Raw genomic sequence first — 13,379 nt, forward strand, 5'->3', positions numbered from 1 at the left:
CTGGAGGTCATGTTTCATGGTTGATAAACTGCTGCAGAGCCCCAAACGTCCGCTTTATGCGCTTGCTGGAGCCCTTTTACTGGCGGTCATTCATCAGTATCTGTTTTATGGGCATCTCCCGGGTCTGTCGTATCCGCTGTTTACAGTGTGCTTGTACGGATTTATGTTTGCGTACGCCAAGGACCGGATGCGTGAATTCACCTGGTTCGGCTGGCTGATGTTTACATCGGTCATGCTTTTGTCCCTGACTTATGTGCTGTTTTATAATCCGCTTTTTTATGCACTCAATCTGCTCGTTATTCCATGCCTTGTGTCTGTACATATGGCCTACAAGTTCAGCGCAAGAAGGCTGGATTGGGGCGATATCCGGCTGCTGTGGGATGCGATCGACCATCTGATCCCCCAAAACCTGCGGCATGCCGGTACGTTGTTCCGCATGCTGAAGAACACCACAGGCGGGCGGATGGAGGAGGGGCACAAGAGGGTCCTTGTCCAGATACTGACCGGTTTGCTCGTGGCGCTGCCCCTGGTAACGATCGTAGTGGCACTGCTGTCCTCAGCCGACGGCATGTTCGACCATATGCTTGCCAGCGTTCCTTCCTGGCTGGGAAGTCATTTAACCTTCGGAGAAGGCGGCGTGCGTTTGGTCTGGGCCGTGGTGCTCTGTCTGCTGTTCTTCGGATATCTGTGGGGGTTCGTGGACTTCAAGCCGTACTCCACAGAGCTTAAAGCAGCTGAACCCGGGGACGACAGGCTTGAACAGAAGCTGGGCGAATGGGCGGAGGAGGCGGTAAGCGTCAAGCTTGCTCCGGTGATCACAGCAACCATACTGGTAACGATGAATGTGGTGTATCTGCTGTTTGTATATACCCAGTTTGCTTATCTGTTCGGGGCAAGCGAAGGCGTATTGCCGGATGGGCTTTCTTACGCGGAGTACGCGAGAAGCGGCTTTGCTCAGCTGATCATGGTGACGGCCATCAATTTTGTCTTGATGCTGGTTGTGCTGCTGCTCGGAGAGCAGGCCCCCGGCCGGCTGCACCGGTGGAATCAGGGGATGCTGTATGTACTGGTTGCGTGCTCAGGGATCATGCTGTATTCCGCTTATATCCGGCTTGTTATGTACGAGGAAGCCTATGGTTATACGTATACTCGCTTTCTTGTGCATGCATTTATGATCTTTCTCGGACTGCTGCTTCTGATTGCGGCACTCCGCATTCATATGACTCGGATTCCGCTGGCAAAATGTTATGTCGTGCTCGGTTTATGCGCATATGTACTCATCAATTATATTGGAATGGATACCATCATTGCGGACCGGAACATTGATCGTTACCGGGCAAGCGGCGATATGGATATCGAGTATCTCCGGGATTTATCGGCAGATGCGGTTCCGCGCCTGATCGAATTTGCCCGGGACGAGTATCCGGGGCTGAACGATCAGCTGCGGGAGCGTTTTGCCGGGATGAATGGCCTGCATGTGCCGTGGCAGTCCTTTAATCTGGCGGAGTATCGTGCGCAAAAAGCTCTTGAAGACTATTTCAGAGGTCAGTAAAATGCACGGTCCACTGCCTCAAATGAAAAAGGGATGCCTCAAGGTCCACTTGACCTTGGGCATCCCTTTCATATGTCATGAGGAGCTCCGGGAACGAGCCATTTCCTCCGATTGCTGCTGCCCCTGCAATTATTCAGCCAGAGGACGAAGCACCTCTTGACCGTTCATGTAAGGCCGCAGCGCCTGCGGAATACGGATCGAGCCATCCTCCATCTGATGGTTTTCCAGCAGCGGGATCAGGATGCGCGGGGAGGCGACGGCCGTGTTATTAAGCGTATAGCAGTAGACGAGCCTGTCTTCCGCATCCCGGTACCGGATGTTGGAGCGGCGGGCCTGAAAATCCAGCAGCTGCGAAGACGAGTGCGTCTCGCCGTAAGCGCCGCGGCTCGGCATCCAGGTTTCGATATCCCGCTGCTTGTAGGTTTTCTGTGACATGTCTCCGGCACAGACGGCCATAACCCGATAGGGCAGCTCGAGCATCTGCAGCAGCTCTTCCGCATGCCCTGTAATTTCCTTGAACATCTTCTCCGATGTCTCCAGTCTGGCCTCGCACAGTATGACCTGCTCGACCTTGGCAAATTGATGGACCCTGTACAGGCCGTGCACATCACGGCCAGCTGAGCCTGTTTCGCTGCGGAAGCAGACCGAGACAGCGGCCAGCCGTACAGGCTCGGCAACGTCGATGACTTCGTTGCTGTAATAAGCAACGAGTGGAACCTCGGAAGTTCCCGCCAACCATTGGTCCTCTCCCTCGATCCGGTAGGTCTGCTCTTCACCGAGCGGGAAGTACCCGGTATTCACCATAGCCGGCGTGCGCATCATGAGAGGAACCTCAAGGAGCCGAAACCCTTTGGCGAGCAGAAGATCAACTGCCAGCTGCTGGACGGCCCGATGCAGCAGAGCGCCACTGCCGGTGAGATAATAGCTGCGTGTTCCGGCTGTTTTGACGCCACGGGCGATGTCGATCATCCGGTGGAGCCGTCCGAGCGTAATATGATCCTTGAATTCAAATTCGAATCGGGGCGGTTCGCCCACACGCCTAACCATCACGTTATCCTCATCCGAGCTGCCGGCGGGTGTGTCGGGCGAGACGATATTGGGGATGAGCAGCATGCGCTCCCGAAACTGTGCTTCCGCCTCCTGGTACGCTTCCTGCAGCCGATCCAGTGCCGCATGAACCTCCTTAGCCTGCTGACGTGTTTGCCTTATCGTTGTGTTGTCCTTTTTTCGCATAAGGGCTGCAATCTCGCCGCTCAGCCTGTTGCGCTGCTGCCGAAGCGCCTCTATCTCCTGCAGCAGCTGCCGTCTCCGATCATCCCACTTGAGTAATTCCGTTACGGAAACCTTGATTTTTTTCTGATCCGCCGCCGATTGTACTTCTTCCTGATGCTGTCTGATCCATTTGATATCCAGCATGGCACCGCACTCCTTCATAATAGTTTTGGTATCGCAAAATGCAAAAAAGCGCCCTCATCCACATGGGACGAGGAGCGCTCTGATCTCGCGGTGCCACCCAAATTGACCGGACAGGCATGCTGTCCAATCCACTTTAGTCCGCGGTAACGGGCGGGTCCGGTTAACTTAGGGAGATTCCGTTCGCTGCAGGCTCTCCTTGACGAAAACGCCTCCGAGTTGGATGCTCTTCATGGGCATGATCGTGTATGTTTTTGGATATTATACGCAAAAGATGAGAAATAAATCAAGTATAAGTGATACCAGATCATTACCGCCCAATGTCCAAATAATATTCCTGAGGTGGACAAAACATCAATTTGTATCTCAATCGCGGATTTCACAAACTTTCTTGCTGACCTGCTGTGTCAGCTAGTATATAATGGACCATATTTATTTTTTTAGGGGGATATAAATGAGCTTTCAGCAAGAAAAACAGCTGTCTGGAAAAGGAGAGCGATTCTCCTCCGCCGGGTTTATATTGGCGGCGATCGGCAGTTCAGTAGGTCTGGGGAATATGTGGAAGTTCCCTTACATCACAGGACAATACGGAGGAGCGGCCTTCTTCCTGATCTTTATCATATGTTTGATAGCGGTAGGGCTGCCGGTTCTTCTGGCTGAGTTGGCCATCGGGCGCAGCGGGCGGGGCAGTGCAGCTTCGTCCTTCGTCAAAGCCGGCGGCGGCAAGATCTGGGAACGCTTGGGGCTGCTTCAGATCATCGCGCCTTCCATGATTCTGTCTTTTTATGTGATTGTAGCAGGCTGGACGCTTCATTATGCCATTCTTGCATTCAGCGGCAGATTGTTTGTGAATAACGACTTTGCCGGTCAGTTTGGCACCTTTGTGTCCGGGCCTATGGTGATTGTATGGCAGGCGATTGCCATGCTCATTACGGTTTGGGTTGTCATCCGCGGCATTTCGGGAGGCATCGAGAAGTTTAACAAGGTTCTCATTCCCGGTCTGGTTGTGCTGCTGATTGTCTTGATGATTCGCGCCGTAACCCTCCCGGGCGCAGGTGCAGGGGTTTCTTTCTTTCTGAACCCCGACTTTTCGAAGCTAACCGCGGAATCCGCGCTGGTTGCTTTGGGACATGCCTTTTTCTCGTTATCCCTGGGTATGGGGATTTTGATTACGTACGGAGCTTATGTGGACAAACGCCAGTCGCTGGGGACGGCAACGCTGGCCATCGGCGCAGGCGACCTGATCTATGCGTTGATTGCCGGCCTGATTATTTTCCCGACGGCGTTCTCCTTTGGCATTGATCCTGGACAAGGACCTTCGCTCGTATTTATCGCCCTGCCTGCGGCATTTTCAGAAATGCCTCTGGGCTGGTTGTTCGGAGGATTGTTTTTCGTTCTGCTGGCGATTGCCGCGTTAACCTCTGCTGTATCAATTCTGGAGGTTCCTGTAGCTTATGCCAAAGAGCGCTGGAATTGGAGCCGTTCCCGCTCCGTGTGGACGATGGCGCTGATCTGCTTTATTCTCGGCATTCCTTCCGCGCTCTCGCTTGGAATGGTGCCTGCCCTGACCTTTGGCGGCAAGGCATTCTTTGACTGGATGGACTTTATCGCTTCCAACATTCTGCTTCCGCTGGGCGGCCTGCTCACCACACTCTTCGCAGGCTACTTCTGGAAGAAGGCGGCGGATGCGGCGGGTCTGACCGCTGCGTGGTTCCGCATCTGGCTCTTCATGCTGCGATACGTAGCGCCAGTACTGATGCTGCTCGTGCTGTTGTATTCCGCGGGCGTCATCAAGTTTTAATCTCTGGGGTGCTGATTCCCCGCAGCAAGCTGCGGGGAGTATTTATTGTTTTGGGAAATTTATATCTATGTATGTGAGCACCGTATTAGGTTCGTATTAGGTGCTCTTTTTGCGTTGCAAGTATAATTGGGAAAGCAGATGAATATACTACATAGTGTACATTGTGTACATATTTCTGTACAATGGAGGCGAGGGAGGGATGATTATGCAAACCGTTCTTAACGCTACAGAAGTAAGAGCAAATTTCGGTGGTTTTATTGATACCATTGTCAGAGATAAGCCTCAAGCGATCAAGCGGAACAGAGATATCATAATGGCATTCTCGAAACAGCAAATGAAGGAATTGCTGTCCGTGTATGAGTTGACCTTTGAATATGAGCAAGATGAGGATGGTCGATATGTCGGTTCAATAGAGCAAATCGATGATATTGTGGCAGACGCCGAGACACTAGAAGAACTCAAATATGAATTGTCCAGGAGCTTGGTTGAATATGCGATAGATTATGAAGCCAATTACTCGCGTTACTACAATACCCCCAATCGACATAAACATGCTCCGTACATTCTACGTGTACTATTGGAAGATGATATTGAGTCAGTAGCACGAATGTTCCATGCCTAGTTGGGGTGACTTGGAAAGCTTTTTAAGACGTGATGACTGGGTTTTGGTAAGACAGAATGGCAGGGATAAGATATGTCAACAACTCATGACTAAAGTCACGAGCTTGTCTCTGCCTACTTCGTAGACAGTGCTTGCGCTTCGCACCAGCCTTTTAGACTTATTCCTAACCGGTAGTGCAAACGCACCTCACAGTGCTCCTACCTTAGCGTGTTGGAACATCAGGACGGTTGACCTCGCCCCTACAACAAGAGCTATACTCCTGCTGTAACTGTACCGATGTACTCGATTCCTTTGCGGTACAGATTCATAGCGCCAATTCGGTCATCGTTCGAACGATAGTGACAGCCTCGGCATTCAAAGGTATGCGTCTTTTTGTTCCGATTTTCCCGTTCAATATATCCGCATTTCGGGCAGGTTTGGGAAGTAAATTTAGGATCTACTGCGATGACTCGCTGTCCGTTCAGTTGTGCCTTGTACTCCAACATTTCACGGAACTGGTGAAATGCCCAGGATACCGAGACATACCGATCACGAACACGTACTTTTTCAGTGGCGGAACGAACATGCTTTAAATTTTCGATCACAAACAGCGTGCCTTTCGGATACGTTTCAACGAGTGCCTTGGTTACTTGATGGTTGACATCCGTAACATAACGGTTTTCTCTTGAACCGATTTCCTTGAGTCGTTTACGGGCCGATGGAGTTTGTCTCATCTGAAGTTGTTTGCGTAAGGCTTTATACTGACCTCGTTTGTGTTTCACCGTTCGTCCAGGATAAAACGTCGTCTTGTTATGATTGTCGTAGGTTGTGGCAAGAAAGTTGATTCCGAGGTCAATTCCAACCATATGGTTGACATCCGTAAAATCTAATTCGGGGAACTCTTTGGTCATGGGAATATGCAAGAACCATTTCCTGTGTTTATATACGAGTTTGGCCGTACCCCACTTCCACGTGCCATCAAAGAAGTGCTGCATTCCTTGTTTTTTGTAGCGGAGCTTCACTCGCCCGTCCAGTGTGTTTACGCTAAACCGATCATGGTTCAAAGAATAATCTCGATTCCATACCAGATCATATTCAGGTCGTTTGAATTTGACCAAGTTCCAATCGTGCCCGTTGGATTGAGCAGATTTATAGCGGGCGATGACGGTTTTGATCACTGATTGCGCCATTTGACTTTTCAAACCAAAACGACTTCGAAGTTCTCGATAATACAAATCATTGAGTGTACGCTGATTTAATTCTTTCATTTTAAATACAATAGCGGAAAGATAATTACATACTTTACGATAGGCTTTTGTTGTTTTGATAAGCATTTCCGTATTTTCATGCGGGACATAAATTTGGATTTTTGCTGTGATGGTGGACGTACTATTCACCTCTTTTCACTGCATTTAAGTATAGCATATGACCCAGTGGGAGATGGTTAAGTTTTCATGACGGAAGGAGGAAGCATGGAGATCTCGGCTTTCGAGCTACCGAGGGTAGCCCTTATGCCGAGCGCAATTCCTCACAAGGCTAAAGCCGCGTGACTCCATGCGCGTTTGATGAAAAAACTCTGCCAAACGGAGAGATTTTAAGAATAGCGGTATCAAAGGGAACGGGAGAAATCGGTAAAGGCTTGTTTAATCGGATTTTATAACAGCAGTTGAGAGTGGATAAAGAGTATTTTAATTCAAAAAAATAGAATTAATGACGTAAGATCCTGTTTGCATCTTACAGCTCGGCTGCGATATCAACAGGCGTGAAAACTATGCTCTCTTAGATGCACAGCATGGGCCCCGGCCTTCGGGATAACACTCCGCTGTGTTTCGTTCTTCGGGGGGCGGGTAATAAATGAACGTGGCGCTACCACATAAAAAAGTTCAGAGGAGTGATAGAACATGGCACAAAACCAAGATGGCAAAATGAGTAGGGAAGAAGCAGGCCGAATGGGCGGGGAAGCCACTGCTCGAAATCACGACAAAGAATTTTATCAGGAAATCGGCCGCAAGGGTGGCGAAGCTACAGCAAACTCCCATGACAAGGAATTTTACCAGGAGATCGGTGAAAAGGGCGGTGAGGCTACGTCCAAATCTCATGGTAAAGAGTTTTATCAGGAGATCGGCCGTAAAGGTGGCGAATCACGCGGTGATGACCGCTAATTCCCCGATAAGGCATACAATGGGCATCATTATAAACTTTCATGCCATTTCGTGACATCACTGATCGATGAAAATAGGGTCAATTAAATTTTCAGGGCAGAATATCACAAATCAAGCAGAACCGCCGATATCGGCGGTTCTTTGCTGTGTTGTTTGGCCTACGGCTGTACGACTTGCTCTTCTCCAGGCATTTTCTGCTCCGTCTCCGGCTGTTGAGAACCGATCCATTCCAGGAACAGTTCATAATCCGCCTCCACCTGATCCGCATAGGCTGCGGACCAGTGGGTGATATGGTGGCAGAAGGCATCCCTGTCGGGGCCCATTGCCTTGGCGATTTCATGCTCACTATGATAGGACAAAATGCCGGCGGCAACATCCGCATCTGCCCGGGCATGCATTTTGGCGGTAAGGCGGCCCATCAAGGCCACAATCTGCTTCATATCGTCCGTACTTTCGATATTTTCAAGCTTCAATCTTTTTTTATAAGGTGATCTTTCCCGGACATAGAAGTCGCGGCCATCAATGGTAAGAAAGCCGAGATATTCATCCGCTTCATGATGCATCGCCTGCTGTGTAGCCGTAACCCGCTTGCCCTGATGACTGAACGACTCCCAGAAGGACTCGGAATACGGCATGAAGTATGCGGGTACGGGAACCCGGACTTCTTTAACCTCCAGCACGGTATCATCTGTGCCTTCCTTCTCCATGCCGCCTTCGATAAGCACATAAAAGCGGTCAAGGCCGATGGAGGCTGTGCCGGAGCCGTGCTTGACGGCGATATCCTTGATGTTGTAGTGCTCTTCGTTGTGCTTTCTGTCTTCGACGGTGTTCAGATAGAAAGGCCATGCCTTCTCCAGTCCGGTCTGTTCCTCGTTCGTGGGCACAACCAGCTCCGTCGTCTCGAGAAATACGCGTTCGCTCTGCATAAAGGCGGTTACCTTTTCAAGAAAATGCTGCTGCTTGCGTTTTTCCAGCTTGCGAAGCAGCTTTTTGACCGGTCCCTTGGCCGAGTGCTGGTCGACGAAAAATGCCCCGGGATCGTCTTTGCCGGCAGAGAAGCGATGCATTTGCTTGTAATAGGCTCGTACATAGTCTGACACGCTCTGTATTTGTTCTTCCCTGCTGTACCCCAGCTGTCTTCCAACCAGCGCTATGCTGACGGACATCCGCAGCAGATCGTACAGATAGGAACCGACATAGCCTTCATCAAAATCGTTGACATCATAGACGATCTGTCCCGACTCGTTCCGGAATGCCCCGAAATTTTCAAAGTGAAGATCCCCCTGTATCCAGGTGGGACGGTCGGCGGAGGTATGATACGGGAAATAATGGCGGGTTGCATCGAAATAGAAGAGATAGGCGCTCCCTCTATAGAAGGAAAAGGCGCTCTGCGACATTTTCCGATATTTCTCCATTCGCTTGGGCTCTTCCAGCTTCATAAGGGTGCCATCAAATTCATTAAAAACGGAATGCAGTAATTCCTTGCGCAGCTTCGCTCTTGTGCGTTGTACTCCTTCGGTTATAGCGGAAGTCATTCCCATACGGCATGCTCCTTCAGGACTTTTTTCTTATCATAGCTCCTTGCGGCGCCGGGTGCAAAGGTATTTTGGGCTGCTGTTTAATCTTGCACATCTGGCCGCTGGGTTGGGCCTGTAGCTTCATAAGCTTTCAGTATGGAGTCCAGCAATCCTGGAAAACGGCCTTCCAAATCTTCCTCCCGCACTGAAACCAAGCGTTGTGTCCCTTGGCTGCGCGTAAACACCACTCCTGCCTCGCGCAGTGTTCTGATGTGATGGGACAAGGTGGATTTGGCAATCGGCACCTCGAAGAAATTGCACGGGTTTTCGCCGTATTGGCGAAGCAGAGAAACAATGTATAACCGAATCGGATCGCTCAGCGCGTATAACACGGAAGAAAGCTCAATCTCCTCCCGGCCCGGATGATACAGCACTTTCATCTGATTATCCCCTTTTGAAAAGAAATATAAATCAAAATCACTAATTGCATTCTAATGGATGTCATGCTATATTTCAAATGTTCGATTATAATCGAACTAAGAAATTAGAAAGAGTGGGTGAAATCAAATGAAGGCAGCATCAACCGATGTCACCTCATCCCTCCCTGCAGAGGACGATTTAAAAAAGGAAAGTGTGCTGACGCTGCTGCTCGGGCTTGCCGTTGTTCTGGCCATCATGAATACGTCCATGTTCAATTTGGCTTTGCCCGAAATAGGTGCTGCGTTCGGACTCCAGGATTCGGTCGCTTCCCTGATCGTAACGAGTTATTCCATTATGTTCGCCATTTCTTCCATTACATACAGCCGGCTTTCCGATTTTGTACCGCTCAGGCGGCTGCTCGTAATCGGTTTGCTTACCTTGGGCCTTGCCGCATTGGGCGGACTGTTCAGCACAAGCTTCTGGTTCCTGCTGGCCATGCGCGTTCTTCAAGCGGCCGGAGCCGGAGCGGTGATTTCACTCTCTATGGTGCTGTTCACCCGCTATATCCCTATTGAACGACGCGGCAAAGCCATGGCTTTCATTATGTCGGCAGTTTCCCTGGGCCTTGGCCTTGGTCCGGTTGCCGGCGGCGCCATTGTTGATTACTTCGGCTGGAACTATCTGTTTGTGATCACCGCAATCAGCCTGGTGCTTGTTCCGTTCTTCTACCTTTCTATCCCGAAGGAAGCGCCGACGCGTGGTGTTTTTGATACGCCAGGGGCCATCTTTATCGCTGTGGGCACGACCGGTGTACTGCTGTTCCTGACCAGCCATTCCTGGCTTGCGCTTGCGGCGGGAGTTCTGGGCCTTGTTCTGTTTATCCTGCGCATCCGCTTTGCTTCAGAGCCGTTTGTCCAACCGGCCCTGTTCGCCAATGCTTCTTATACGGCTTTATCACTGGTAGGTATTCTTTCGTATTTGTGCAGCTTTGCTACCTTATTTCTCATTCCGCAAATTCTGGTGCATCGCTTTGATTTCACCGCAAGCCAGGCCGGCTTGGTGATCTTCCCCGGCTCCTTGCTTGCCATTGTCGCTTCCCGCAAGGTCGGTTCCATTATCGACCGGCATGGCAATTCGGAGATTCTGCGATACGCGCCGCTGATGGTGCTCTGCGCAACGATCCTGTTCGCCTTGTTTGCCGGAAATTCATGGCTGTCCATTCTGTTTGTCTATCTGCTGAACAGCCTGGGCTTCACCATGCTGTCAAGCAGCGTATCCAACGAGATTTCCCGGATTCTTCCCAAATCGCAGGTTGGCTCTGGCATGGGTCTCTTCCAGCTGCTGCAATTTTTTAGCGGCGCATTCAGCGTAGCTATCGCATCGAGCGCCATGGAATGGCAAAAAGGGCTTTCGCTCCCGACTGCCTATTCCAACATTTTCTGGGGGCTTATGATTATGGCTTTACTGTCCTTCATCTCGGCCTACGCTTATTTGCGTGGTGCCAAGGCGCTGGCGCTCAAAAACCGATCCGGCTCTCTTGAAGTTTAGGAGCTGCAGCACAGCCCATGGGTCAATTCAAAATCTAAAGGAATAATTAGCCTTTATTTATCTCATCCTAAGCCCATTGCATCTGCCGGCAGCCTTGCGCTGAACCGTAAGGCTGGCGCAAGCTCCTGTAATATGTTATGTTAATTTTATCCTGCGCCATGAAGGACGGGATGCTATGATAAGGGAGTCAGCCAAAACGCCCCGTATGCATGATCGTTTGCCCAACAAGTCATAATGAGGAGTTGAAATGTAATGAGTGAGAAGGTGAATGAGCTGGATCTTGTCCAGTTCATAGCGGAACAGACCAACATCGATTCCAATAGCATTAGGCTTGTATTAAAGCATGAGCAGGATTTTATTAACAATGCCCAAGCGGATGTCAATGGAGACGTTGAAATAGACGGAGATGAACTGGTGGATTATATCCTGAGCAGATCGGATGCAGATTTGGATGAAATCACCGTCGAGACGATTTTGGATACAGAAATGGATTTTTTCATGGACCGGGGCTATGCTGGCTATGAAGACTGAATAGGGCGCATCACTCTAAAATGTAGAATTTCTCCCAGCTCTCCAGTACTCTGGAGGGCTTTTTACGCAACTGTATTCGAATGCACGAACAGCAAATGCCCGGAAGGCAGCATTCTTAGTTTAAGATGCAAGAGGGTTGCTCATGGTAAAGGAGGCGTGCTACAATGAAATTGTTTCGCGCAAAACAAAAAAGGAATGTATTTTAGTTTTGCGAAAAACAAAATTCCAAATCAGTTATATAGTTATTTTGGCCCGCTGAAAATTTGATTAAAAAGGAGTGAAGGCATGGATTATCAAGTGGTAGTTGTCGGAGGGGGACCGGTAGGCGTAATGGTAGCGTCGGAGCTCGCACTGGCAGGAGTCAAGGTGTGCGTACTGGAGAAGCGGAAGAAGATCACACCTTATTCCCGCGCGCTTACGCTGCATCCCCGGTCGCTGGAACTGTTGGATATGCGTGGTCTTAAAGAAAAGCTGGAAAGCAGAGGCAGACCGATTCCCACCGGGCATTTCGCGTCGCTGGATACCCGGCTTGACTTCTCGGTGTTTGACTCCACGTCCAATTACACGCTCTTTATCCCGCAGAATGAGACTGAAGAGGTGCTGGAGGAATGGGCAAAAAGCCTGGACGTGGATATCCGGCGGGAGGTGGAGGTCGTATCGGTCCGTCAGCATACGGAAGTGGTTGAGGTCACCGGCGTTGGGCCGCAAGGCGAATTTACACTGCAGGCGGCTTATGTGGTCGGTGCAGATGGTGCGGGCAGCACGGTTCGCAAACAGACCGGCATTCCGTTCACTGGAACCGGGGATACGCTGACCGCCATGCTTGGCGACGTCATGCTGACGGAGCTGGAGAAGCCCACCGTTCTGTCCCGTTATAGTGAGCAAGGGGGGACGATGATCGTCCCAATGAACTCGGGGCTGCACAGGGTGATCGTGGTTGATCCGGAGCGGACATCCGTGCCGAAGAGTGAACCTGTAACACTTGAAGAACTGAGTGCTGGCTTGAAAAAGATACTCGGAGCTGACTTCGGCATCTCCAGTCCTTACTGGTTGTCCCGTTTCGGCAATGCGACACGGCAGGCGGAGCGTTACCGTGAGGGTCGGATCTTCCTCGCGGGGGATGCGGCGCACATTCATCTCCCTGCCGGCGGCCAGGGGTTGAACGTGGGGTTGCAGGAAGCGGTGAACTTGGGCTGGAAGCTTGCGGCCGCGCTGAAGGGCTGGGCACCGGAAGGGCTGCTGGACAGCTATCATCAGGAACGTATGCCTGTGAACACGGCGCTGCTTCGCAATACCCGGGCTCAGGCGGTGCTGATGGCGTCTGATTTCTCGCAGTCTATGGGCGACCTGCGCAGCCTGCTCTCCGAACTGCTGCAAATTCCGGAAACGAACAGATTGCTGGCTGATCAGATCTCAGCGTTTAACATCCGCTATGAATCGGACCCGCTTGCACCTGCCCATTCGCTGAACGGATCCCGACTGCGGGATTTGAAGCTGAGAACGGAAGAAGGTGCTCTTCATCAGGCGTATGAATTTTTCCGTTCCGGTTCTTTCGTGCTGCTTCACTTTGCGGGGGACCAAACGATCCAAGAGGCCGACTGGAGCCGCTATCCGCATATCAAGCCGGTGTTCGCTTCGCTTGCGGAGAATGCCGCTGATTGGGCCGACGTGCATACGGCGCTCGTTCGTCCGGACGGCTATGTCGCATGGGCGTTGTCACGGTCGGAATCGGAGCCGATGGAAGCGGTCCGACAGGGGGTCGCTCGCTGGTGCGGGGAAGCAGGTTTTTTTTGATTAGATTATTTTGTCCGAAACAAAAAAACCGAGAACAGGG

General features: G+C 50.9%; 10 protein-coding genes and 1 pseudogene. 7 read left to right on the plus strand and 4 right to left on the minus strand.

Features of this window, described 5'->3' with window-relative positions:
- Nucleotides 1-16 precede the first annotated feature (16 nt).
- Nucleotides 17-1,552: a DUF4153 domain-containing protein gene (locus ACI1P2_RS21330; RefSeq protein WP_355322408.1), complete on the plus strand. Its 1,536-nt coding sequence runs from the start codon at nucleotides 17-19 to the stop codon at nucleotides 1,550-1,552.
- A gap of 129 nt (nucleotides 1,553-1,681) precedes the next feature.
- Here ACI1P2_RS21330 and serS read toward each other — a convergent pair whose 3' ends face one another.
- Nucleotides 1,682-2,968: a serine--tRNA ligase gene (serS, locus tag ACI1P2_RS21335; RefSeq protein WP_355322410.1), complete on the minus strand. Its 1,287-nt coding sequence runs from the start codon at nucleotides 2,966-2,968 to the stop codon at nucleotides 1,682-1,684.
- Nucleotides 2,969-3,419: 451 nt separating this feature from the next.
- Here serS and ACI1P2_RS21340 point away from each other — a divergent pair, with 451 nt between their 5' ends.
- Together ACI1P2_RS21340 and ACI1P2_RS21345 are read left to right on the plus strand one after the other, a co-directional pair.
- Nucleotides 3,420-4,766, plus strand: coding sequence for a sodium-dependent transporter (locus ACI1P2_RS21340; protein ID WP_355322412.1), 1,347 nt, complete (start codon nucleotides 3,420-3,422; stop codon nucleotides 4,764-4,766).
- A 205-nt stretch (nucleotides 4,767-4,971) separates the two neighbouring features.
- Nucleotides 4,972-5,388 carry a hypothetical protein gene (locus ACI1P2_RS21345; protein WP_355322414.1) on the plus strand — a complete coding sequence of 139 codons (417 nt, stop codon included), beginning with the start codon at nucleotides 4,972-4,974 and terminating at the stop codon, nucleotides 5,386-5,388.
- Between the two features lie 251 nt (nucleotides 5,389-5,639).
- On the opposite strand, the gene ACI1P2_RS21350 is transcribed toward ACI1P2_RS21345, so the two are convergent.
- Nucleotides 5,640-6,764, minus strand: a complete 1,125-nt coding sequence (locus tag ACI1P2_RS21350) for an RNA-guided endonuclease InsQ/TnpB family protein (protein ID WP_355322415.1) — start codon at nucleotides 6,762-6,764, stop codon at nucleotides 5,640-5,642.
- 504 nt (nucleotides 6,765-7,268) lie between these two features.
- Between ACI1P2_RS21350 and ACI1P2_RS21355 the strand changes: the two are divergent.
- Nucleotides 7,269-7,523, plus strand: a pseudogene (locus ACI1P2_RS21355) (KGG domain-containing protein); the annotation flags it as partial.
- Nucleotides 7,524-7,687: 164 nt separating this feature from the next.
- Here the strand turns inward: ACI1P2_RS21355 and ACI1P2_RS21360 are convergent.
- The gene (locus ACI1P2_RS21360; protein WP_355322416.1) at nucleotides 7,688-9,070 is read right to left on the minus strand and encodes a DUF2252 domain-containing protein; all 1,383 of its coding nucleotides are present in this window, start codon (nucleotides 9,068-9,070) and stop codon (nucleotides 7,688-7,690) included.
- Between the two features lie 77 nt (nucleotides 9,071-9,147).
- A complete protein-coding gene (locus ACI1P2_RS21365) occupies nucleotides 9,148-9,486 on the minus strand; it encodes an ArsR/SmtB family transcription factor (protein WP_355322417.1) in 339 nt (112 codons plus the stop codon).
- A gap of 127 nt (nucleotides 9,487-9,613) precedes the next feature.
- Between ACI1P2_RS21365 and ACI1P2_RS21370 the strand changes: the two genes are divergently transcribed.
- From ACI1P2_RS21370 to ACI1P2_RS21380, 3 genes are all read left to right on the plus strand, one after another.
- On the plus strand, nucleotides 9,614-11,014 hold the full coding sequence (locus ACI1P2_RS21370) for an MFS transporter (RefSeq protein ID WP_355322418.1): 1,401 nt from the start codon (nucleotides 9,614-9,616) through the stop codon (nucleotides 11,012-11,014).
- A 252-nt stretch (nucleotides 11,015-11,266) separates the two neighbouring features.
- The gene (locus ACI1P2_RS21375; protein WP_355322419.1) at nucleotides 11,267-11,545 is read left to right on the plus strand and encodes a hypothetical protein; all 279 of its coding nucleotides are present in this window, start codon (nucleotides 11,267-11,269) and stop codon (nucleotides 11,543-11,545) included.
- Nucleotides 11,546-11,830: 285 nt separating this feature from the next.
- Nucleotides 11,831-13,339, plus strand: coding sequence for a monooxygenase (locus ACI1P2_RS21380; RefSeq protein WP_355322420.1), 1,509 nt, complete (start codon nucleotides 11,831-11,833; stop codon nucleotides 13,337-13,339).
- Nucleotides 13,340-13,379: the final 40 nt, after the last annotated feature.

It is taken from the genome of Paenibacillus jiangxiensis (assembly GCF_046098255.1).
Classification (GTDB): Bacteria; Bacillota; Bacilli; order Paenibacillales; family Paenibacillaceae; genus Paenibacillus; species Paenibacillus jiagnxiensis.